The organism is Dyadobacter fanqingshengii (assembly GCF_023822005.2).
In the GTDB taxonomy this organism is placed as follows: Bacteria; Bacteroidota; Bacteroidia; order Cytophagales; family Spirosomataceae; genus Dyadobacter; species Dyadobacter fanqingshengii.
Window position 1 is genome coordinate 4,581,173 of the sequence record NZ_CP098806.1, and the last position, 23,645, is coordinate 4,604,817.

Below are 23,645 nucleotides of genomic sequence, written 5' to 3' on the forward strand. Positions count from 1 at the left end.
TGGGGACAGAAATAAAATGATACTGGTGAAAAAACCGAATTACTTCACGTTTTCTTCCAGGTATGCAACAGCCTGACCAACTGTACCAATGTTCTCTGCCTGATCGTCAGGGATAGATAGATTGAATTCTTTTTCAAATTCCATGATCAATTCAACGGTATCTAGAGAGTCTGCTCCCAAGTCGTTCTGGAAGTTTGCTTCCGATGTTACTTCCGACTCTTCAACGCCGAGTTTTTCGACGATAATTTGCTTAACTCTTTCTGCAATTGCTGACATTTTATATTCACTTTTTGGTTAAAATCGCAACAAAGAAAGAAATTTCGATTCACTTTGTCAAAATTTTTTTAGTCCTATCAGTTTATTGCTTTCAATGTATTGCAAATAAAAAAACCAGAAAATCAAATGCTTACCATGGATGCGTCCCAGTAAATCTGTCAATTATATAAAGAACATTCAGGATAGGCGTACATTCGCAAAACTTTTACCGACCATCAGACGAAGTATTGTATGATTTCGATACCCAATATAAAAAATGCCGAATCGCCCTTATTTTTTTTAATGGCAGGTCCTTGCGCGATTGAAGGCAGGGATATGGCTTTACGCATCGCAGAACACATTACCAGCCTCACCGAACGACTGAAAATCCCCTATATTTTTAAAGGATCCTACCGAAAGGCCAATCGTACGAAGATCGATTCCTTTACCGGAATTGGCGATGAAAAAGCATTAAAGATCCTAGAAGAAGTTCGCAACACATTTGGCGTGCCTGTGGTTACGGACATTCACGAATCACATGAAGCTGCATTCGCTGCTGAGTATGTGGATGTTCTGCAAATTCCAGCTTTCCTATGCCGACAAACCGAATTGCTAGCGGCTGCTGCAAGGACAGGCAAGGCAGTGAATGTGAAAAAAGGACAATTTTTGTCTGGCGCGTCGATGCAATTCGCAGTTGAGAAAATCAATGAGGTGAACCCCGACTGTCCAGTAATCCTTACCGATCGTGGCAACAGCTTTGGCTATGGTGATCTTGTTGTAGATTATCGTAACCTGCCTGAGATGAGCTCCTTCGGTGTGCCCGTTGTGATGGATTGTACACATTCCCTGCAGCAGCCTAATCAAGCTTCCGGCATAACTGGCGGCAAGCCTAAGTTAATCGAGACCATTGCAAAGGCTGCGATTGCAGTTGGGGCAGATGGATTATTTATTGAAACGCATTTTAATCCCGCGGAAGCCAAGTCGGATGGTGCCAATATGCTTCCGTTGGATCAATTGGAAGGGCTTTTGGAAAGATTAGTGCGTGTTAGGGAAGCTGTAATGTAATGGTGACACGGTTTCTGAAAACGCAGCTGCTTTGCGTCATTTTCTGCTTTCAATTCGTTTCCACGGAAATCGTTGCACAAGGAAGTGAAGCACAGCGAAGTGTCGCTCCAAGGGATTCAACGCTTTGGAATATCAAGGCTGGCGATGTTATTCCACCTGTTTCCCTTGCCTTGGCCGGGTTGGTCGCACAGGGAAAAATCAGCAGGCATTTTCAGGAAAAAATACATGCCCAGTATCCAAACTTTCATTCAAAAGCCGATGAATTTCTACCCTACGCGCCTGGCGTAATCAGTCTTGGACTGGCTTCTGCCGGCGTAAAAGGCAAGCATAAGCTCGGTGATCAGGTCATTCTTGCATTGCTTTCCAATATTATAGCGCAAGGTGTAACGCAAAGTTTAAAGCGGGTCATTAAATATCCCCGCCCAGACCAATCCGATTACTATTCTTTTCCCTCAGGCCACACGACCACGGCATTTGCCAATGCCACCATTTTACATGAAGAATATGGCCAGCGCAGCGTTTTGTACAGCATTGGCGGTTACGGAGCGGCCACAGCAGTTGGCGGATTAAGGATTTTAAACAACAAACACTGGCTCGCGGATGTCCTCATGGGTGCAGGTGTAGGAATTGGTGCCACAAAGGCCCTTTATATCAGTTATCCCTGGCTGCAACAGACCGTGCGCCGGATGAAACACTAAATTTTATCACTTGTAAAACCTGCTGACATAGGGTTGTCACAAGCAGTTGTTTCTTTGCAAAAAACACGTTTGCCACATGTCATATTGCAGCTTCATCAACAACAACATTTCCGAATCACCCGATTATTTACTTCATAAGCATTATCATGACAACCAGTATGGCTTCGAAATCACGGATGACGACGAGCTTTTCGGGCGGCTGATCCTGGAAATTAATCAGGCTGGACTAAGCTGGACATTAATGCTGCGTAAACAAGATAGTTTCAGAAAAGCTTACGATAATTTTTCAATTGAGAAAATCGCGCAATATGATGAACTGGATCGGGAAAGGCTTTTGCTGGACGCAGGAATCGTTCGTAACAGACTGAAAGTGAACGCAGCGATTGTCAATGCGCAGAAAATCCTGGAATTGAACAAGGACTTCGGATCATTTAAAGGGTGGATTGAAGCGCACCATCCGTTAACCAAAGAAGAGTGGATCAAGCTTTTTAAGAAAACATTCAAATTCACTGGCGGCGAGATTGTGAACGAATTCCTTATGAGCACGGGTTACCTGCCCGGTGCACATACGCCCGACTGCCCTGTTTATGAGAAGGTTAAACTGATTGAAGCAACGGCAAAAGCGTGATCATCGTCCACCGTTGTCTTGCAGATATTTAATTAATGCAGCTGGCTGATCCGTTTGCAACCCCTGCACACCTTTTTCCAAAGCCGCCTTCCAGGAAGCCGGCCCTTCTGTCGCACTTTGCACATCCAGCCAAACCTGAACGCCCGATTTGTTAATAGCACTCAAAAGCTGCGGATGCGGCAGGTTATCAACGATCTTTAAAGGCAACTTTGCCAAAAAAGCTGCCAGTTTTTCCTTGGTATCAACATCCTTTGGCAAGCTAGACATTAAAGGAACTTCGGGTGCCACTTTTTGCCATTCCTGATAATCGCTTTCTTTATTAAGGTAAACAATAACCTGCTTTTCCATCCCGGCCTTCCTGATTTGCTTCCATGTTTCGGAAACATCAGCCGCTTTGAAATCCAGGTAAATGTTGATCTTATCTTTACAAACCGCCAGCATTTCCCTGAACTCCGGAATTTTGTTCGTCTTCTTGTTTCTGTTAAAGACTTGCAAATGTTTCACCTCATCCAGCGTCATAGCATTCACCTTGCCTGCTCCGTTTGTCGTTCTGTCAACGGTCGCGTCGTGCAAGACCACTAAATGTCCGTCCTTCGTCGTCCTCAGATCCACTTCCACATAATCCGCCCCGCTAGAAATAGCCTCCCTGGCTGCTGCGAGTGTATTCTCAGGAACACTAATGTGATTTCCACGATGGGCGATGACCACGAGCTTATGCTTTGTTTCAGGCAAAACCTGCTGAGCAACCGCGCCCAAAGACATTAATAATGACAGGAAAAGAAGATTTGTGGCTTTGTTGCGCATGGTGGCTATATAAAAAAACAAGTCTACAAGTAAGAATAAAAACATCTTAACTCATAGACTCATGCATTATCAAACTATTATTGAATTTCGAAACTTGACAAGTTCACAAAATCCTGAACCCGGGCATTGATTTCTTCCTGGGTAAGATTTACAATGCGCTCAGTTCCAAACTTTTCTACGCAGAATGATGCCATAGCAGAACCATATATAATGGCACGTTTCATATTTTCAAACGAAATGTCATCCGTGCTGGCCAGATAACCAATAAACCCGCCTGCAAATGTGTCTCCTGCGCCGGTTGGATCAAAAACTTCTTCCAAAGGCAGTGCTGGTGCAAAGAAAATCTTGTCTCCCTGAAACAACAATGCGCCATGCTCACCCTTTTTAATGATCAATGTCGTCGGTCCCATTTCAAGGATCTTTTTCGCAGCTTTCCGCAAAGAATATTCACCCGAAAGCTGGCGTGCTTCCTCATCATTGATTGTGATCAGGTCGACCATTTTCAAAACCGCTTTCAGATCGTCCATCGCAATGTTCATCCAAAGGTTCATCGTGTCGAGCATGATCAGCTTTGGGCGCGTAGTCATGCGCTCGATAATGAGCTTTTGCGTTGCTGGAACTGTATTTCCTAACATTAAGAACGTGGTGCCCTGGAAAGATTCCGGAATGATGGGATCAAAATGTTCCATTACATTCAGTTCTGTGATCAGGGTGTCGCGGGTGTTCATATCCTCATGATATTTTCCCGACCAGAAGAATGTCTTTCCGTCCTTAACGATTTCAAGTCCCTCGGTATTAACGCCGTGATCTTGCAAGAGAGAGATCATTTCATCTGGGAAATCGCCACCGACAACGGCTACCAAATTATTTTCTTTGGTGAAATACGATGCTGCTAGTGTGATGTAAGTGGCCGCTCCGCCGATAATTTTATCTGTTTTTCCAAAAGGCGTTTCAAGCGCATCGAATGCAACAGATCCTACGGTTAATAAACTCATAAATAAGTATTGTATTGATTTTAAGATAGTTTCAAACTGGGGCTTCTTCGCAAAAGCGCTGCGAAGATAATCAAAACGCCCGAATAGCATCCGCGTCACATTGGATTATGCCAAACTGTTTAACTCAATCATCGGTTATTTGCTATTTTTGTAAAATTTACCACTTTCACCACTAACACATAACTATGGAAGCGATCAGCGAAGCCAGAAGGCACATTGACAATGCAAAGGATTTTTTGAGTAACAATGCAAAAAAGCAGGACGGGCTTTATCAAGACAAAAAATACGTTAAGATCGCAGGGCACACTGCCTACACAGGTATTTTACTGGCTTTGAATGAATTATTAGGAGAAAAAAACAGAAAAACTCCGAAAAGTGTGGAGTGGTATCAAATGGAGCTAAGTAAAATTGACAAAAGCGTTTTATCCAAGTTTACAACTGCATATCAGACTTTACACATAGACATGGGTTACCAAGGGAGCAAGAGTGCTAAGATAGCTTCACTAGGACTTCAAGAAGCAGAAAAGATCATCAGCTGGGTCGAGACCCGGCTTGAAAAGACACAACATTAATACAATCAGTTTTTAAGAAAGTAAAAACATAGATGACCGCCCAGACTTTCCAGCCGCTTAGAATTTTCAATACACTTACCCGTAAAAAGGATGTATTTGTTCCTATTGCCCCTCCTTATGTCGGCATGTATGTCTGCGGTCCAACGGTTTATAATAATGTTCATTTAGGAAACATCCGTACGTTTCTATCTTTTGATATCCTTTACAGATATCTGACGCACATCGGCTATAAAGTTCGCTATGTGCGGAACATTACGGATGTAGGCCACTTGGTGGGCGATGGAGAAGTGGGTGAAGACAAGATCGGCAAAATGGCTAAGCTGCAAAAGCTGGAACCTATGGAGATCGTGCAGCGCTATACCAATGATTTTCACGACGTTTCTGCCACATTTAATCTAATCCCGCCAAGCATTGAGCCCACTGCAACCGGACATTTGATTGAGCAAATCGAAGCTGTTAAAACTTTAATAGAAAAAGGCGCAGCTTACGAATCCAATGGTTCTGTTTATTTTGATATCAATAAATATCAGGCTGATGGCAATGAATATGGCAAGTTGTCGGGTCGCATTATAGAGGATCTTTTGAATGAAACCCGCGAGTTGGACGGACAGTCTGAAAAGCGTAATCCGCTCGATTTTGCCCTTTGGAAAAACGCCAGTCCTGAACACATTATGCAATGGGATTCGCCGTGGGGAATGGGCTTTCCCGGCTGGCATTTGGAATGTACCTGCATGAGTGGCAAGTATTTAGGCAAACAATTCGACATTCACGGCGGCGGAATGGATTTGAAATTCCCACACCACGAATGCGAAATTGCGCAAGGAAAATCACTTACAAACGAGGAGCCGGTGCGTTACTGGATGCATACCAATATGTTGACGGTGAATGGTCAAAAAATGTCCAAATCGCTTAATAATTCGTTTCTTCCGGCTGAGCTTTTTTCAGGAAACCATCCCTTGCTCGATCAGGCTTATAGCCCGATGACGGTGCGGTTTTTCATGCTGCAAAGCCAATATCGCAGCACGCTCGATTTCTCCAATGAAGCATTGAAAGCTGCGCATAAGGGTTATAAAAAACTGGCAAATGGTCTCAGAAATGCCAAATTGCTTTCCTATGCGCCAGAAGATGGCGTGACGATCGATGAGATCAAACAAATTGAAATCACTAAGGCAATTGAAGGATTTTACGGTGCCATGAATGACGACTTAAACACATCCGTTGCATTCGCGAATCTGTTTAATTTGCTCAAATACATTAATATGCTCAACATGGGCCAGTTGAAAACGGCTGCACTCGGTGAAGAGACCTTTCATGCTTTGAAAAACAATTTCATCGTTTTCTTTGAGGACGTTTTAGGTCTGAAAGAGGAAATAAGCGAAGGTTATGCGATCCTGGATGGCATGCTGAAACTATACAGGGAATATAAATTATCAATGAACTACGAAAAAGTAGACGAGATCCGTTCTTACTTTAAAAATCAGGGACTGGTGATCCGCGACACGAAAGTGCGGATCGATTGGGCTTACGAAGAGTAAATATGAAAAAGTTATCAATATTAATGTTTGTCTTAGTGCTGGCTTACGGCTGCAAAACCAAGGAAAGCTCCGAACAAACTGCTGAACAAGCTCCAAAACTGGTCAAAAGCCCCGATTTCAATGCGGATTCTGCCTATAAATTTGTGCAAAAGCAGGTTGATTTTGGTCCTAGGGTGCCTGATACAAAACCGCATGATGCCTGCGGCGATTATTTAGCTGCAACACTCAAAAGCTATGGGCTGCAAGTCATTCAGCAGGCCTTTAAGGATACAACATTCGACAATAAGATCCTGAATGGACGAAATATCATTGGCAGCTTTAATCCTACTGCCTCAAAACGCATTTTGCTTGCCGCTCACTGGGATTCGAGGCCTTATTCGGATCAGGATTCTGTAACGAAGAACAAACCGGTGCTGGCTGCCAATGATGGCGCGAGCGGCGTTGGCATATTGCTGGAAGTTGCGCGGGTACTATCCCTGCAAAAACCCACTCCTGAAATTGGCGTCGACATTGTCTTTTTCGATATGGAAGATTGGGGGAATTCTGAACAGGCCGATGATGAATATGGTGGCTATTGCCTTGGTTCCCAGTATTGGGCAGCTAATAAGCATACTCCCAACTACACGGCATATTTTGGAATTTTGCTGGATATGGTAGGTGCGAAAGGTGCAACTTTCTTTAAAGAAGGGCATTCTGTTCAACTGGCAGGAAGCGTAGTTAATTCGGTCTGGAATACGGCCAGCAGGCTTGGTTACAGCAATTTTTTCATCGACGACAGAGGCGGTGCGATCACAGATGATCACGTTCCTGTGAACAAAATCGCCAAAATCCCGATGATTGATATCATTCATACGAAACCCAATAATTTGTCTAAAACATTCTTTGACCAATGGCACACCACGGACGACACCATGGAACACATTGATCCTAAGACTTTAAAGGCAGTTGGGCAAACATTGATCCAGGTTGTATATCAGGAAGCGGAAGGCGAAGCCCTTTAATGTTACATTTTTTTGACAGTAACCCAAATATTTGAATTACGTCCCTTATCGTCGCTGCAAGAAATCTTGACCCGACCCAATGGAAGGCTTACAAAAACGCTTTCATGCGGGGCAGATTTTTTACTCAGCTTATCATTAATATACCAAAAAACTTCCTGCACATCATTGGAGGTCTGACAAGCCAGCTGGATCTGCTGCGGCTCATCAGGGCGTAAATAATATTCGCTTCCGTCATTCGGGCTAACGATCAATGGCGGGCCTTCGTGAAAAACGCGCTCACAGTCAGGGTTATGCGGCGGGATTTTTTGGTAAGGGATCTTTTGCAGCTCATTATAGGCAATTAATTCCGGCGCCAGATTCGGATAGGTGCGCTTTTCAAAACCATTTTCAGGAATGCAATAGGTGCAATAAGACATCTTGCCGGATTTATCTGTAAAAACCCATCTCAAATGCTGACACTTTTTGTAAGCAGAAACCCCCGTAATGTATTGATCAAGAATCTGGTGCGTGCAAAATTCAGACGGAATGTCACCGCTGGCAGCACAAACTTTTCTTAGGGAAACATTAGCCGGCGTTTGATACCAGCCTTTCGGCGAGTTGTAATCCAATGCATTAAAAATAGAAAACAACAATGGCGTGGCTGTATTTGCGCCGCTAAGTTCCGGAACGCCTTCGCCGGAAAAGTTACCGACCCAGACGCCAACTGTAAATCTGCGGTTATAACCTATGCTCCACGCATCCCGCTTTCCATATGAAGTGCCTGTTTTCCACGCGATTTTGGGCAAATGATAAGTGTTGTCAAAGTTGGTGGGCAAGTCGGGGCGGGTGATTTGAGTGAGAATGTTGGTCAATAAATAAGCAGCTTCATGTGAAATGATCGGCGTGCCTTTTTTGTCCAAAGGCGTTTCCGATGTATAACGCAGCTTTTTCAGCTCACCTTCATTGGAAAATGCGGCAAATAAGCGCGTCAGTTCCTCCAATGTAACCCCGCAGCCGCCCAGGATCATGGAAAGTCCGAGGTTTTTCGCCTGTTTATCAATGGTTTTAAACCCAGCTTTCCGAAGTTTGGATATCAAAACAGGCATGCTGACTTCTTTCAAAATCTTCACCGCGGGAATGTTTAGCGAATTGGCTAATGCAAATTCCGCAGTAACGGGGCCATTGAAATGTTGATCAAAATTCTCAGGCTCATAACCACTGAAATTGCTCGGAACATCATTTACAATATTCTTCGGAGTGATCAATCCGTGATCAAAAGCTGCGGCATAGAGCAGTGGTTTCAGAGTGCTCCCCGGCGAACGGACTGCTTTTACGCCATCCACCTGACCGCCATCAAATGCATTATAAAAATCGGCCGAGCCAATATAAGCCTCCACCTCCATCGTCTCATTATTCACCACCAGCACCGACGTATTGTGAATGTTCATCATTTTGCGGCGGTTAATGTAGTTTTTTACCTGCTCTTCGATCTGGTTTTGCAGCTGGATATTAAGTTGACTATAAATCACAGGTTGGTCGGGATGCTCTTTTTTAAGTCTTAATGCCAAATGCGGAGCCAACTTTGGCGCTTGCAAGCGCTTCACCACCAACGGCTCATTCAATGCATCCTGAATAATATTTTTATCAAAAAGTTGCTCTGCTTCAAACCGGCGCAACCACACATTTCTGGCAGCCACTAATGCATCATTCCGCGTCCCCGGCCGCAAGCTTGACGGGCGATTCGGGACAATGGTTAATGCTGTGATTTCTGACAGACTGAGCAGCTTAGGCAGTTTTCCGAAATAAAGCAGCGAGGCCGCCTTAATGCCTTCAATGTTGCCGCCATATGGCACGAGATTGAGATACATTTGGAGGATCTCCGCTTTCGAATAATGCCATTCGAGCTGGAATGCGCGGTGGATTTCGAGGATTTTATTCAGGTAAGTCCGTCGCCGCGGCTCGACCAGGCGCACCACTTGCATCGTGATCGTGGAAGCGCCGGAAGTTCTGCGCCCGGTGAAAATGTTGCGGACGCCAGCACGAACTATGGCGAAAGGATTTATGCCGGGATGCGAATAGAAATATTGGTCTTCTTTGTAAATCAATGTCTTACGAAGCAGTGGCGTAATTTCAGAAACGCTTGCATACAATCGCCATTTATCGCCTTTACTCAAAAAAGCATGAATCACATTGCCCTTATGATCAGTGACCTGCGTTGCATAATCGATCTTCGGCTGAAAAGGAAAGACAAAATCAAGAATTAGAAACAAACATAAGGCAGCCAGTAGGACCAGTCCCGCGATTTTAAATTTACGCTTCATTTCTTGAATGTGTGTGAGGGTTCATTTTGCTTCTGATTTGTCCCGATCAGGTAATTTTCTCTAATTACTGACTTTATTGCAAAAAAAGCCAATCAAAATACCACCATGTCGAAATACGTAGCCGCCATTGACCAGGGAACCACCAGCACGCGTTGCATACTTTTCAATCATCAGGGAAACATTGTTTCAGTAGGACAAAAAGAACACGAACAAATTTACCCGCATCCGGGCTGGGTGGAGCACAATCCGACCGAAATCTGGAAAAATACATTGGAAGTGATCGCAATCGCCCGGATCAATGTGTCGGCAACGGCCGCGGACATTGCGGCCATAGGCATTACAAATCAAAGAGAAACGACGGTTGTGTGGAACAAGCGCACGGGGAAACCTTACTATAATGCATTGGTTTGGCAGGATACGAGAACGACTGAACTCGTAGCAAAATATGAGCGCGAAGGCGGTTTGAACCAGTTTCGGGAAATTACGGGACTTCCGGTTTCGACCTATTTCAGTGGATTGAAACTGAAATGGCTTCTGGATAATGTCGAAGGGATACGTGAAGACGCTGAGAAAGGAGAGGCCATTTTCGGTAACATGGACACTTTCCTGATCTGGCATTTGACTGGCGGGACGCATGGCGATGGCGGCATTCACGTAACGGACGTAACCAATGCGAGCCGCACCCAACTTATGAATCTTAAAACTTTACAATGGGACAAGGAAATGCTCGCGGCGTACGACATTCCCGAAAATATGTTGCCCGCGATTAAAAGCAGCAGTGAAATTTACGGCTATGTCAATAACGAAATCCTGCCTGGCGTTCCGGTTGCTGGCGATTTGGGTGATCAGCATGCGGCATTGGTTGGGCAAACTTGCTTCAAGCCAGGAATGGCAAAAAACACTTACGGCACCGGCTGCTTCTTAGTTATGAACACCGGCAACGAGCTCAAAACATCTGAAAATGGCCTGCTGACAACCATCGCCTACAAATTCGGCGACAATCCGGTCCAATATGCATTGGAAGGCAGCGTCGCGGTCACTGGCGCATTGGTTCAATGGGTGCGGGATAATTTGGGCTTGATCAAGAAAAGCAGTGACATTGAAAAATTGGCACAAACAGTCGAAGATAACGGTGGCGCCTATTTCGTGCCTGCATTCTCCGGTTTGTATGCACCCTACTGGCGGAATGATGCGAGAGGCGTAATCGCCGGATTAACCGGATACGTCAACAAAGGCCACATCGCCCGCGCCGTTTTGGAGGCTTCGGCCTACCAGACATTAGATGTTGTTCGAGCCATGGAGCAAGACTCAGGCATTGAACTTGCCTCATTACGCGTTGATGGTGGAATGGTTGCCAATGAGCTCTTAATGCAGTTTCAATCCGACATTTTAAATACGCAAGTCGTTTCGCCAGCCGTTGCAGAAACAACCGCATTAGGAGCCGCCTACGCTGCCGGACTTGCCGTGGGTTATTGGAAAAATACCGATGAACTGACCGCCAACTGGGCCGTAGCGCACACGTGGAACCCGAATATGGAGGAAGCGACCCGCGAAAAATTCTATAAAGGCTGGCAAAAAGCGGTGACTAAATCGTACGGCTGGATGGATTAGCCGTTTATAGGCGATGAACATAAGATAGCGGATTTTAACTTTTTTATAATCTATATAAACTAACCGCTTGCTTGCGCTATCTTATGTTTAGGCGTAACTTCACGGCTCGAAAATCAAATTTGAGTGCCTTATGCATACCCTCCGTCTGAAAAAGCCGCTCGCTTTTTTTGATCTTGAAACAACCGGAGTCAATATCGTCCGCGACCGTATTGTTGAGATATCTGTCGTTAAGGCACTTCCCAACGGCGAAACCGAAATCCGTACCCGCAGGATCAATCCTGAAATGCCGATCCCTTTGGAAAGCAGCCTTATCCACGGCATTTATGACGAGGATATCAAAGACGCGCCCACATTCAAAGGCATTGCCAAAAACCTCGCAACATTTCTGGAAGGCTGTGATCTGGCTGGCTTTAACTCCAACCGGTTTGACATTCCTATGCTCGTTGAAGAATTTTTGCGGGTTGGTGTGGAATTTGATTTAAAAAACCGCAAAACTGTTGACGCTCAGCGCATTTACCATATGATGGAGCCTAGAAATCTGGGAGCCGCCTATAAATTTTATTGCGGAAAAGAGCTTTTGAATGCACATAGCGCGGAAGCGGATACGATTGCCACTTTTGAGGTTTTACAAGGACAAATCGCTCGCTACGAAGGCGTGAAAGTCGTTGATGCACACGGTGTTGAAACAGAACCTATTAAAAACGACGTGGCTGCATTGCATGAGCTTACAGCTTCGAAATTGATCGATTTCGCTGGTCGAATGTCTTATAACGATAAGGGTGAGGAAGTTTTCAATTTTGGAAAACACAATGGAAAACGCATTGTGGAAGTGCTGAAAAACGAGCCTTCATTCTTTGACTGGATCATGAAAGGTGAGTTTCCATTGGATACCAAAAGAAAACTGACAGAGATTAAATTAAGAGCATTGACCCAGCGCTGACATAAAGGTTGCGAACGCACTTGAGTAAGTAGTATTTATGTCTATTTTTGCCGGAAATCTATTTTTGACTATTTTAACCGAATATCCAACCAGGTAAACCTGCTATGATCCCAAATCCCAATATTCCAGAGGTCAATATACCAGCGGTTATTCAGAATATTCCCCTACAACATTATCTAATTCTCAGCACTTTACTTTTTGTGATCGGCATTATTGGTGTGTTGACGCGCCGCAATGCAATCATCATTTTCATGTCTGTGGAACTGATGCTTAATGCCGCCAACTTGCTCCTTATTGCTTTTTCTTCATACAGATCTGACCCTTCCGGGCAGGTTTTTGTGTTTTTTATCATGGCAGTTGCGGCCGCGGAAGTGGCTGTGGGGCTAGCAATTATTGTAATGATCTATCGGAACACAAGAAATACGGATATTGGATTTCTCAACAAATTGAAGTGGTAAGCATCCGCTAATAAAGATTAAAAAACAAACATGTCTGCATCATTACTCATTCTGATTCCACTTTTACCCCTGATTGGTTTCCTGATCAACGGAATCGGATTTAAGACCATACCCAAAGGCGCTGTCGGCATTATCGGAACATTGGCTGTTGTAGCGAGTTTCGTGCTGTCGGTTATGACATTTCAAGCATTTCTAGCAGCAGGGAGTCAGCCTGTTATCGTGCCGCTTTTCGACTGGATCACAGTTGGCAATCTAAATATTCCGTTCTCTTTCCAGGTTGATCAGCTTTCGCTTTTAATGCTGATGATTATTACCGGAGTTGGTTCGCTGATCCACATTTATTCCATCGGCTACATGCATCATGATGAGGGTTTTGGTAAGTTTTTCGCTTATCTGAACCTGTTTTTGTTTTTCATGTTGCTGCTCGTGCTGGGTTCTAATTATGTGATCATGTTCATTGGCTGGGAAGGCGTTGGTTTGTGCTCTTACCTGCTAATCGGGTTTTGGAATAAAAATACAAACTACAATAATGCTGCTCGTAAAGCATTCATCATGAACCGGGTAGGAGATTTGGGGTTCCTATTAGGGATTTTCACGATCATTACCACATTCGGTTCGGTTGAATATCTTGAGGTTTTCAGCCAAGCAACGGATTTTGAAATTGGTGATCCGGTGATCATTACAATTACATTGCTTCTTTTTGTTGGCGCAATGGGAAAATCGGCTCAGATTCCGCTTTACACGTGGTTGCCTGATGCGATGGCAGGTCCTACGCCTGTTTCTGCGCTTATTCACGCGGCGACGATGGTTACGGCGGGCATTTATATGGTGATCCGTTCAAATGTCCTCTATTCGCTGGCTCCTTCAACATTAGAAATTGTTGGCATTATTGGTGCCGCGACGGCGTTGTTCGCAGCTTCGATTGGTCTGCTACAAAATGATATTAAGAAAGTCCTGGCCTATTCAACTGTAAGTCAGCTGGGTTATATGTTTATGGGCTTGGGCGCGATGGCTTATTCGGCTTCGATGTTCCATGTTATTACGCACGCATTTTTTAAAGCATTATTGTTCCTCGGCGCTGGTAGCGTAATTCATGCCATGTCCAATGAGCAAGATATCCGTTCAATGGGTGGCTTACGTAAAAAGCTGCCGATCACATTCCTTACATTCCTGATCGCAACAATCGCAATCTCTGGAATTCCGCCATTTGCAGGGTTTTTCTCGAAAGATGAAATTCTTGCGCACGTTTTCGAACACAACAAATTGCTTTGGGTGATCGGGGTTTTAGGCTCGCTGATGACTTCATTTTACATGTTCCGATTGCTGTTCCTTACTTTCTTTGGAACATTCCGCGGCACGCATGAGCAGGAGCATCATTTGCACGAGTCGCCTGCTTCGATGACCATTCCACTGGTGATTTTGGCGGTTCTGTCAGCATTAGGCGGATTTATCGGCGTTCCGGAAGCATTGCATGGCACGCATCATCTGGCCGAATTCATGAGTCCGTTGTATGATGCCTCGCGTCAGGTTAATCCTTCGGCTTTCTTGCCAACGGAGCTTTCACATTCAGAAGAATATTTACTAATGGGCGTTTCTGTGGCTGTGGCGCTGGTTTCGGCGATAGTTGCTTATGTTATGTATGTGCAAAAAGCATCCGTTCCGGCACCTGATTCTCAGCCAAAATCAGCATTGCAAGGTTTGGTTTACAACAAATATTATGTCGACGAACTTTACGACAATGTGTTTGTGAAATCGATCAAGACCTTATCGAATGTCCTTTACAGTTTCGGAGAATTTTTCATTGATCTGATTGTAAATGCATTTGTCAGACTGACGCAGTTTTTAGCAGGACTTTTGAGAAAAACACAAACAGGATCCACGGGAGACTATGTTTTTGCAATGGTTTTAGGGATGGTTATCATCTTATTCTGGAAGCTTTTACTTTGATCATTAAAATCCGTTCACCATTTGTTGCTGACCGTTGACTTGAAAATATGCTTACTCTTCTTTTAATACTTTTACCCATTGCCGCAGGTGTTCTTACGCTGCTATCAGGCGAACGCCTGGCGAAGCAGGTTGCTTTGGTGAGCGGCCTGGCGGTGTTTGGCGTTGCCGTTGCGACCTGGCTGCAATTTGATCCGGCTGCGGGTACGCAATTCAGTTTTAAATATGCCTGGCTGGCATCAGGAGGGATTTCTTTCGCTGCCGGGATCGACGGGATCAGCTTGGTTCTCGTGCTGCTTACTACATTTCTGACACCACTTATAATCCTTTCTGCATTCAACCACGATTACAGAAAACCTGCTTCGTTTTATTCCCTGATCTTGTTCATGGAAGCCGCATTAATTGGCGTTTTTACGGCTACGGATGCGTTTTTATTCTATCTGTTCTTTGAAGCTGCACTGATTCCGGTTTATTTCCTTGCGGCAATCTGGGGTGGAGAAAATCGTTTGAAAGTAACATTCAAGTTCTTCATTTACACCATTTTCGGAAGCTTGTTAATGTTGGTTGGGCTGGTTTATTTGTATTACCAAACACCCGGCACGCATACTTCTGAAATCACTGCATTTTACGCATTACAACTTAGCAAGCAAGTTCAAGGCTTTATCTTTTGGGCATTCTTCATTGCCTTTGCGATCAAAATGCCATTATTTCCATTCCATACTTGGCAGCCAGACACTTACACAGAATCCCCTACGCCAGCCACCATGCTGCTTTCAGGGATCATGTTGAAAATGGGGGTTTATGGTCTGATCCGTTTCCTGCTTCCAATCGTTCCCGGCGGCATGGAAACATGGGGCACGATGGCGATGGTGCTTTCTGTGATCGGCATTATTTACGGTTCAATCATTGCCATTCAGCAAAGCGATATGAAGCGTCTGATCGCTTACTCGTCATTTGCGCACGTGGGTTTGATGGCCGCTGGTGTGTTTTCCTATTCAATTAATGGTTTACAAGGCGCATTAATTCAAATGCTTGCGCACGGAATCAATGTAATCGGGTTGTTCTATATCATTGACATTATTTATTCCCGTACCAAAACGCGTTATCTGGATCAGCTGGGTGGCATTACGCAGAGCACGCCGCATTTGAGCGTTTACTTTATGATCTTGCTGCTGGGAAGTGTTGCCCTTCCGTTAACGAATGGTTTTGTGGGTGAATTCCTGCTTTTATCTAGCATTTTTCAATATGACGGGTGGCTGGGTGCCATTGCCGGTCTTACCATCATTTTAGGGTCGGTTTATATGCTGCGCCTGTTTCAAAAATCCATGTTCGGGCCCCGGTCCAAATGGGTTGAAGGTTTTCAGGATCTCACAGTGAGCGAGCGCGCTGTGCTTTTGCCATTGGTCATTATGGTTTTCTGGATTGGCATTTACCCCAACACATTTCTGAAATTAACAGAGCCAGCTGTAAGTCAACTTTTACAAATGGTTAATAACTAGTAAAAATATGTATCCCATAATATTGTTGTCTGTTCTTGGCGTCGTAACCCTGTTTCTGGGTTTTTCGAAATCAAAGAATATTTTGCTTCCTGCCGTGTTATTCTTCCTCGTTCTTGCCATAGCCAGCAATTTCGTGGAATGGAACAAAGGCCCATTGCTCTATTTCTATGACATGCTTCGCGTTGATAATCTGACACTTGCGTTTAATGGCATTGTGTTGCTTTCGGCATTTATGATCGTGGCGATTTCAGGGGGTTTTCAGGACAACCCGGATTCTGAGCCGGCGGAATATTATGGATTGATGCTCTTTTCACTTGTAGGAGCATTAATGATGATTGGTTTCGAGCACATGATCATGCTTTTTATCGGCATCGAAATTTTGTCCGTTGCCATGTACATATTGACCGGAAGCAACAAGCGCAATCTTCGTTCCAATGAAGCGGCGCTGAAATATTTCCTGATGGGCGCTTTCGCAACAGGCTTTATCCTTTTCGGCATCACGTTGATTTACGGCGCGACCGGTTCGTTCAAATTAAGCCATATTCACGGCTTCGCTTCCAATATTCAGGCAGGAACGCAGCCCTACCTGATGTATGCGGGATTATTGCTGTTGCTGATCGGCATGCTGTTCAAAGTTTCCGCCGCACCATTCCATTTCTGGACGCCCGATGTTTATGAAGGCGCGCCCACGATCTTTACAACATTTATGTCAACCATCGTTAAAACGGCAGGCTTTGCTGCACTTTTCCGCTTGTTGAACACCTCATTCAGTGAAATTTACGGCTTCTGGTGGATCGTTATCGCCGCCATTGCAGTCCTTACATTACTTGTCGGGAACATAGGTGCTACGAGCCAGAACAGCTTTAAAAGAATGCTGGCCTATTCCGGTATATCACATGCAGGTTATATGCTAATCGCTTTAACCGCATTGACCAAACCTTCACAAAGCGCTATCGTATTCTATTCACTTGCTTACTCGCTGTCTACAATCTGTGCGTTCGGTGTGTTAATGTTGGTTTCAAAAGAAAAAACTTTTGAGGGGCAGCCTAACGAGCGTTACGAAGCCTTTAATGGTTTGGCGAAGCAAAATCCTATGCTTGCCTTCGTGCTAGCGGTTTCCATGTTGTCATTGGCAGGAATTCCCTTAACGGCAGGTTTCTGGGGCAAATTCTTCATCTTCACCAGTGCCGCAGAAAGAGGGATTATCTGGATCACGGTGATTGCTGTTTTGATGTCCGCTGTCGGTATTTATTACTATTTCCGGGTTATCATTTCGTCGTATTTGAAAGAAGGTGATTTGATCAAAATCCGTGTAGCGCCATTTTATCAGGTGATTTTATTGCTTGCAACCTTTTTGACGATTCTCTTCGGACTGGCTCCGGGCGTGTTTGAGGGTCTGATATAAACTCCAATAAATAATTTTAGGGCAAAAACCGGTTGGTTTTCATCCAGAGCAAGCACCGGCCAAACCACTCGTTAAGGTCTGGCGTCTTGGGATAGCCGTGCTCTCCTTTTGAATAAATGTGCATATCCGCCGCCACGCCATTGGCATGGAGCGCCTCATAAAACTTGATGCTGTTGGAAACAGGCACAACCGTGTCATCGCCCGCGTGCGTCAAATACGTCGGCGGAGTTGTTTTTTTAACCTGCAATTCGTTCGAAAAATATATCACTTTCTCAGCCGTTGGCGATGCGCCCAGTAAGTTGCTGCTGGAACCTTTATGGCCAATTTTGTCCAGTAGACTAATCACCGGATAAACCAGAATCATAAAATCGGGGCGCAGGCTGGTTTTTTCAGGATTGGAAATAAATGTGCTGTCATAATGTGTCCCGGCCGTCGCTGCGAGGTGTCCGCCTGCCGAGAAGCCGATAATACCGATTTTGGCCGGATCTATTTTCCATTCTTTCGCCCGTTCCCGCACCGTTTTAATGGCTTGCTGCGCATCCTGCAATGGCCCTATGGATTTATCTGTCATGATTTTTTCATGCGGCAGCCTGTATTTCAGGATAATAGCTGCAATGCCGGATTTGTTTAATTCCTCAGCAATCCTGTATCCTTCCCATTCCATCACCAGAACTCCATAACCGCCCCCGGGACATACAATGACCGCAGCGCCATTTGCATTTGCTGCGGGTGGCAAAAAGACTGTTAATGTTGGTTTAGAGACTTTTCGAATTACCTGGTCTTTGTTGGTTTCTTCATCCGGCCCGTTGATCGCATTTGGAATTTTGTCGGGATAAAGCGGCATGACTGTTTGAGCAGCGGCTGGGAAAATGCAGCAGACCAACAACAAAATCCTGATTCCAAACATTGTGAAAAATGCTTCCGGACGCATCATATTATTAATTTGTGTTTTAATTTTTTTCTAATCGGTATAACTGCAAAATGTAACTAAATTTCGGTTACACTTGCCTTTACCCAAATGAAGCAATAAAAATCACTCTTTTACCTGTAACCGGAAGGTCACCTCCCTAGCGGACACTTCTGCACCGATATAAAACCAAATTGCACCATTCTATGTTATGTTTCAAGTTTTGACATTATTAATATAATATTTACAAGAAAATAGAATTTGCTTTGTTACTTTATGTCTGTTACCAATAAAAAAATTTAACTAGTTTTGTAGCTTATGGAAATCATGCACTAGTTTCTTTGATGTGTTATAAATGAGCCATACCATTATCAATCCACAATAACAGAATGAAATATCCAGTACATGCAGAGGGCAGGTTTCAGTTTATCGACGAGGGAAAAGGCGAAACATTACTGCTTTTGCATGGCCTTTTCGGTGCGCTGAGCAACTGGGATGGCATCATTGATCATTTCTCCAGTCGCTTTCGGGTCATTATTCCTTTACTTCCTATTTATGAATTGCCTCCGCGTGAGGCCGGACTGGAAGCGCTTTTGGCATTTTTGGAAGATTTTGTCTCTTTTAAAAACCTGACGAATGTAACCGTAATCGGCAACTCTCTGGGCGGACACATTGGATTATTATATACTTTAAAGAACCAGGAAAACGTTCATAAGCTGGTTTTGACAGGAAGCTCCGGCCTATTTGAAAATTCAATGGGTGGCTCTTTCCCGAAACGCGGTAGTTACGATTACATCAGGGAGCGCGTTGCTTACACATTCTACGATCCGAAAGTTGCCACCAAAGATCTGATCGATGAAGTTTTTGAAACAACGTCCAGCATTCCGAAATGTATGAGCATTGTAGGCATTGCGAAATCGGCACAGCGCCATAATCTTGCCAAAGACCTGCATGAAATCAATGTGCCGACGTTATTGGTTTGGGGTTTGAATGATACGATTACGCCGCCGCATGTTGGTTATGAATTCAACAGGCTGATCGCTGGTTCGGAGTTGCATTTCATCGATAAGTGCTGTCACGCGCCCATGATGGAACAACCTGACGAATTTAATGTTATACTGGAAAGCTTTTTGGAAAAACACGTTTCTGTGCCCGTTGTCTGAGGGTTTTTAGCGGGATTTCTTTTGGTACGAAAGTTGTTACATATATAGTTTTTTTATAGCTTCGAAAAATGACGGACTGAAATATGCTTGCTGCTACCCTGATTAATCCAATGATTCCTGTTCTGAAACTGACCGATTCGGTGAGTACAGCATTGGACTGGATGGATGAATTCAGTGTAAAACAGCTCATAGTTGCAGATTCGGGCATTTATCAGGGCATCGTATCCGAAGATATCCTTTTTGATATAACTGATAATACGGATCCGCTTGCGAAGATCATTATCCAGCACAAAGACATTTTCGCTGCCGAAGACCAGCATCCTTACGAGCTTTTGCGGCTTGTCAATCAGTTCGGCTTGCAGATCATCCCCGTTTTGCATGAGGACCGGAGTTTTGCAGGAAGCATTTTGGTCAATGACCTGATCGAACATTTTGTAAATGAACTGGGTGTTCAGGAAAAAGGAGCGGTTATTGTGCTTAAAATAGCCGAACGAAGCTATTCACTTTCCGAGATCAGCCGCTTGATCGAATCTAACGGAACGAAGGTTCTGAGCAGCTATTATTCATCCGGAGAAAGTTATAATCCGCTGAATGAAGCCCGGCTTACCTTAAAACTCAACCGGACGCACATTACGCCCATCATTGCTACACTCGAGCGTTTCGGTTACGAGATTGAGGAAGCACACGCCAACGATCCCATCGAAAGTGTTGATCAGGAGCGTTTGGATATGCTTTTGAGATATCTTGCCACCTGATTTCTTCACATTACTTCTTGCGCCGCTGTTTTGAATCGGCATATTTGCGCGTATCTTTCGGAAGAAACAAGATGATCTACTTTTTCTTCCATGAAAATAGCAATTCACGGACGCAACTTTAATGAGTCCGCCCGCCCGTTCATTGAAAATATGTTCAATGAGCTGTCTCGCCGGAAAGTTGAAGTCCAGCTCTCCAAACCCTTTCGGACTTTTCTGGATCAGAACGGGATCGCACACTACTCCGAGCTTGTTTACGAAAAACCTGAACAACTATTTGATGCACGCCTGATCGTGAGCATGGGTGGGGACGGAACATTGCTCGAAACCATTTCCCACGTAGGAAAAAGACAGATCCCGGCCATAGGGATCAATGTAGGGCGGCTTGGCTTCCTGGCCACTGTTCCGCCAGAACGGATCACCGACATGATTCAGGCGCTTGAAAACAGCCAATACAGGATCGACGAAAGGACGCTTGTTGAAATAGAATCTAACATTGATTTATTCGATGGCAAAAATTTCGGTTTAAATGATTTTACAATCACGAAAACCGACACTTCGTCCATGATTACGGTTCACACTTATCTTAATGATGAGTTCCTGAACTCCTATTGGGCCGACGGTCTGATTATTTCCACACCAACCGGCTCAACCGGCTATTCGCTCAGCTGTGGTGGCCCGGTGCTGGTTCCCCATTCTCAAAACTTCATTATTACGCCTATAAGCCCGCATAATTTGAATGTGAGACCGTTGGTTGTAGAAGATACGGCGGTCATCCGGCTTGAAGTAAAGAGCCGTAGCAACAATTTCCTGGTGTCACTGGATGCAAGGTCAAGAGTTGTTGATGAGAACACTTTGCTGACCGTTAGAAAAGCCAACTTCATCGCACGATTAATAAAAATGCATGATGACAGCTTCTTGAATACATTGCGGAGCAAATTATCCTGGGGACTGGATATGCGGAATTAACACAATCACGGATGCAACTTCTCTTTCACCCATTTGACCTGCAACTCAGGCACACATTCACCATTGCACACGACTCACGCGACATTCAGCCTACATTGATTGTGGAGCTGCGTGATAGCGAATTGAGCGGGCTAGGCGAAGCAACAAGCAACCCCTATTATGGCATTACGATTGAAAATATGATCGAATCGCTGGGAACAGCAAAAGCGATCATTGAAAGCGGAGCCTATAACAGCGCTGAGGAACTCTGGAATCTTGTACGTCCTGCACTCAAATCGAATTCATTTGCGCAATGCGCATTGGATGAAGCCGCTCACGATTTCTTTGCCAAGAAGAAAAATCAACGACTATATGATAGTTGGGGATTACATATTGATAACCTTCCACTCACGAACTTCACAATTGGCATCGATACGATTGAGAAAATGGTGTCTAAAATGAAAGAGCTTCCCTGGCCGATTTATAAGATCAAATTAGGAACCAACGAAGACCTTCGTATAGTTGAAGAATTGCGCAAAAATACAAATGCCTTGTTTCGGGTTGATGCAAATTGTGCATGGACCGCCGAACAGACCGTTGCATTTGCACCCGAATTGAAAAAACTGGGTGTCGAATTTATCGAGCAACCACTGGCTGCTGATGACATCGACGGAATGAAAAAAGTATTTGCGGAAAGCGTGCTTCCCGTCCTTGCCGATGAAAGCTGCATTGTCGAGAGCGATGTGAAATCCTGCGAGGGTCTCTTCCACGGCATCAATATAAAGCTCACCAAATGTGGCGGCCCTACCGCGGCAAAACGCATGATTACCGAGGCTAAAAGCCTGGGAATGAAAACAATGATAGGTTGCATGACGGAGTCGAGCGTCGGCATTTCATCCATTGCGCATTTCCTGCCTTTACTCGATTATGTTGATATGGATGGGTCTTTATTAATCAGCAATGATCCTGCTTCCGGCGTTACCTTTGATTACGGACGCATTATTTTCCCAGACCGCAATGGCTCGGGCGCAATGCTAAAAGCTTAAATGTTGATCCCCCTGATTTTAAGTGAAAACTTTTCAAACCGATAAACTTCCAGGACGGACTGTACACACTGTTGATGGTGATGAATATCTCTGGTTCAGTGGAACAGATTACCTGGGCATGGGGCACGACGAAATCTTTCGTAGCTTCCTGGATGAAGGTATTGACCATTATGGATTGCACTTCGGAAGCTCACGTAATAACACGCTCCGCCTCGGGATTTATGAAGAAACGGAAACGATGTTGGCAAAATGGATTGGCTCAAAATCTGCATTGCTCGTTTCATCCGGAGTTTGGGCGGGGCAATGTGTGATGAAATTCATCGATTATGTGGTCTTTACATCGGCCGCTTCGCGATCCATTCAAAATCATTATGCACCCAAAGTGCATCCCGCATTATGGGGAAACGAACGTAAATTATGTTACGATCCCTGGTCGCACTGGGCGCAAGCCGTCGTTCAGGAAATCAGCGAAAGCCCGAAGGATACTGCTCATATTATTTGCACAGACGCCATTGGCTCTCCTATTGTTGAAGCATTCGATTTTTCTATATTTTCCAAGTTGCCTTCCCGGAAAAATATCTGGATTGTTGTGGACGAGTCGCACACATTAGGCGTGTATGGAAAGTCGGCAAACGGACTATATAAATCCATTGCAGCGCTTGGAAAATTCAATGTGATTATGGTGTCCTCGCTGAACAAAGCGCTGGGCATCCCCGCCGGTGTTATTGCCTGCAATAGTCAAACAGCCGATATGATTCGAAAGTCTGCCTGGTTCTCAGGAGCATCTCCCAGCGCCCCGGCCTACGCCTATGCGCTCAAAAAGCTTTTGGAAGTGAACCATTATAAGGCAAAAAGTGCATTGCTCGCCTCAAATATTGCTTATTTCGCCAAATGCTTAAAGTCTTCTGACCTATTTCAAAGCGTCCCTGGCCATCCTGTTTTCTGCTCCGAAGGCTCTGCATTGTTTGAAACATTACTGTCAAATGGCATCATGGCCTCGTGTTTTTCCTATCCAAGCGTCGATGACGCCCCGGTCACCAGAATCGCCGTTAGCACGCTTCACCAAAAAGAAGACCTCGACCGATTGGCCGAGGTCTGTAATCAATTTATTTGCTGATT

22 protein-coding genes are annotated in these 23,645 nt (G+C 44.7%); 17 read left to right on the plus strand and 5 right to left on the minus strand.

The window, feature by feature from the left end; translation table 11 throughout:
* Nucleotides 1-39: 39 nt before the first annotated feature.
* Nucleotides 40-276 (minus strand): acyl carrier protein, encoded by a 237-nt coding sequence (locus NFI81_RS19090; protein ID WP_026629555.1) that lies wholly within the window; start codon nt 274-276, stop codon nt 40-42.
* A gap of 231 nt (nt 277-507) precedes the next feature.
* Between NFI81_RS19090 and kdsA the strand changes: the two genes are divergently transcribed.
* From kdsA to NFI81_RS19105, 3 genes are all read left to right on the plus strand, one after another.
* Nucleotides 508-1,320, plus strand: coding sequence for a 3-deoxy-8-phosphooctulonate synthase (kdsA, locus tag NFI81_RS19095; protein ID WP_234616314.1), 813 nt, complete (start codon nt 508-510; stop codon nt 1,318-1,320).
* The gene (locus NFI81_RS19100) at nt 1,320-2,018 is read left to right on the plus strand and encodes a phosphatase PAP2 family protein (RefSeq protein ID WP_234616313.1); all 699 of its coding nucleotides are present in this window, start codon (nt 1,320-1,322) and stop codon (nt 2,016-2,018) included. Before kdsA ends, NFI81_RS19100 begins: the two co-directional genes overlap by 1 nt.
* 76 nt (nt 2,019-2,094) lie before the next feature.
* The gene (locus tag NFI81_RS19105) at nt 2,095-2,646 is read left to right on the plus strand and encodes a DNA-3-methyladenine glycosylase I (protein ID WP_234616312.1); all 552 of its coding nucleotides are present in this window, start codon (nt 2,095-2,097) and stop codon (nt 2,644-2,646) included.
* On the opposite strand, the gene NFI81_RS19110 is transcribed toward NFI81_RS19105, so the two are convergent.
* Together NFI81_RS19110 and NFI81_RS19115 are read right to left on the minus strand one after the other, a co-directional pair.
* On the minus strand, nt 2,647-3,450 hold the full coding sequence (locus tag NFI81_RS19110; protein ID WP_234616311.1) for a glycerophosphodiester phosphodiesterase family protein: 804 nt from the start codon (nt 3,448-3,450) through the stop codon (nt 2,647-2,649). It abuts the gene before it with no gap.
* A 77-nt stretch (nt 3,451-3,527) separates the two neighbouring features.
* Nucleotides 3,528-4,445, minus strand: a complete 918-nt coding sequence (locus NFI81_RS19115; protein ID WP_234616310.1) for a PfkB family carbohydrate kinase — start codon at nt 4,443-4,445, stop codon at nt 3,528-3,530.
* Nucleotides 4,446-4,630: 185 nt separating this feature from the next.
* Between NFI81_RS19115 and NFI81_RS19120 the strand changes: the two genes are divergently transcribed.
* From NFI81_RS19120 to NFI81_RS19130, 3 genes are read left to right on the plus strand one after another with little or no spacing between them, the layout of a single operon-like run.
* On the plus strand, nt 4,631-5,017 hold the full coding sequence (locus NFI81_RS19120) for a DUF5618 family protein (protein ID WP_234616309.1): 387 nt from the start codon (nt 4,631-4,633) through the stop codon (nt 5,015-5,017).
* Nucleotides 5,018-5,049: 32 nt separating this feature from the next.
* Complete coding sequence (cysS, locus tag NFI81_RS19125; RefSeq protein ID WP_234616308.1) at nt 5,050-6,552, plus strand: cysteine--tRNA ligase; 1,503 nt, start codon at nt 5,050-5,052, stop codon at nt 6,550-6,552.
* A 2-nt stretch (nt 6,553-6,554) separates the two neighbouring features.
* Entirely contained in the window at nt 6,555-7,553 is a 999-nt protein-coding gene (locus NFI81_RS19130; protein ID WP_234616307.1) for a M28 family peptidase, read from the plus strand.
* Nucleotides 7,554-7,555: 2 nt separating this feature from the next.
* Here the strand turns inward: NFI81_RS19130 and pbpC are convergent, their stop codons facing one another.
* Nucleotides 7,556-9,853: a penicillin-binding protein 1C gene (pbpC, locus tag NFI81_RS19135; RefSeq protein ID WP_234616306.1), complete on the minus strand. Its 2,298-nt coding sequence runs from the start codon at nt 9,851-9,853 to the stop codon at nt 7,556-7,558.
* Between the two features lie 105 nt (nt 9,854-9,958).
* On the opposite strand from pbpC, the gene glpK reads away from it, so the two are divergent.
* The 6 genes from glpK (at nt 9,959) to NFI81_RS19165 (ending at nt 17,710) form a co-directional block, all read left to right on the plus strand.
* On the plus strand, nt 9,959-11,464 hold the full coding sequence (glpK, locus tag NFI81_RS19140) for a glycerol kinase GlpK (RefSeq protein WP_234616305.1): 1,506 nt from the start codon (nt 9,959-9,961) through the stop codon (nt 11,462-11,464).
* 130 nt (nt 11,465-11,594) lie between these two features.
* Nucleotides 11,595-12,404 (plus strand): 3'-5' exonuclease, encoded by an 810-nt coding sequence (locus NFI81_RS19145; protein ID WP_234616304.1) that lies wholly within the window; start codon nt 11,595-11,597, stop codon nt 12,402-12,404.
* A gap of 104 nt (nt 12,405-12,508) precedes the next feature.
* Complete coding sequence (gene nuoK, locus NFI81_RS19150) at nt 12,509-12,862, plus strand: NADH-quinone oxidoreductase subunit NuoK (RefSeq protein ID WP_026629568.1); 354 nt, start codon at nt 12,509-12,511, stop codon at nt 12,860-12,862.
* A 30-nt stretch (nt 12,863-12,892) separates the two neighbouring features.
* Complete coding sequence (nuoL, locus tag NFI81_RS19155; RefSeq protein ID WP_234616303.1) at nt 12,893-14,809, plus strand: NADH-quinone oxidoreductase subunit L; 1,917 nt, start codon at nt 12,893-12,895, stop codon at nt 14,807-14,809.
* Nucleotides 14,810-14,856: 47 nt separating this feature from the next.
* Complete coding sequence (locus tag NFI81_RS19160) at nt 14,857-16,305, plus strand: complex I subunit 4 family protein (protein ID WP_234616302.1); 1,449 nt, start codon at nt 14,857-14,859, stop codon at nt 16,303-16,305.
* A gap of 7 nt (nt 16,306-16,312) precedes the next feature.
* On the plus strand, nt 16,313-17,710 hold the full coding sequence (locus NFI81_RS19165) for an NADH-quinone oxidoreductase subunit N (protein WP_234616301.1): 1,398 nt from the start codon (nt 16,313-16,315) through the stop codon (nt 17,708-17,710).
* A 16-nt stretch (nt 17,711-17,726) separates the two neighbouring features.
* Here NFI81_RS19165 and NFI81_RS19170 read toward each other — a convergent pair whose 3' ends face one another.
* A complete protein-coding gene (locus tag NFI81_RS19170; protein ID WP_234616300.1) occupies nt 17,727-18,644 on the minus strand; it encodes an alpha/beta hydrolase in 918 nt (305 codons plus the stop codon).
* A gap of 362 nt (nt 18,645-19,006) precedes the next feature.
* Here NFI81_RS19170 and NFI81_RS19175 point away from each other — a divergent pair, with 362 nt between their 5' ends.
* The 5 genes from NFI81_RS19175 (at nt 19,007) to NFI81_RS19195 (ending at nt 23,643) form a co-directional block, all read left to right on the plus strand.
* Nucleotides 19,007-19,780, plus strand: coding sequence for an alpha/beta fold hydrolase (locus tag NFI81_RS19175; RefSeq protein ID WP_234616299.1), 774 nt, complete (start codon nt 19,007-19,009; stop codon nt 19,778-19,780).
* Between the two features lie 83 nt (nt 19,781-19,863).
* Nucleotides 19,864-20,535 carry a CBS domain-containing protein gene (locus tag NFI81_RS19180; RefSeq protein WP_234616298.1) on the plus strand — a complete coding sequence of 224 codons (672 nt, stop codon included), beginning with the start codon at nt 19,864-19,866 and terminating at the stop codon, nt 20,533-20,535.
* 90 nt (nt 20,536-20,625) lie between these two features.
* Nucleotides 20,626-21,501, plus strand: coding sequence for an NAD kinase (locus NFI81_RS19185; RefSeq protein ID WP_234616297.1), 876 nt, complete (start codon nt 20,626-20,628; stop codon nt 21,499-21,501).
* Nucleotides 21,502-21,512: 11 nt separating this feature from the next.
* On the plus strand, nt 21,513-22,526 hold the full coding sequence (locus NFI81_RS19190) for a dipeptide epimerase (RefSeq protein ID WP_234616296.1): 1,014 nt from the start codon (nt 21,513-21,515) through the stop codon (nt 22,524-22,526).
* A 22-nt stretch (nt 22,527-22,548) separates the two neighbouring features.
* Nucleotides 22,549-23,643: an aminotransferase class I/II-fold pyridoxal phosphate-dependent enzyme gene (locus NFI81_RS19195; protein ID WP_234616295.1), complete on the plus strand. Its 1,095-nt coding sequence runs from the start codon at nt 22,549-22,551 to the stop codon at nt 23,641-23,643.
* Nucleotides 23,644-23,645 lie beyond the last annotated feature (2 nt).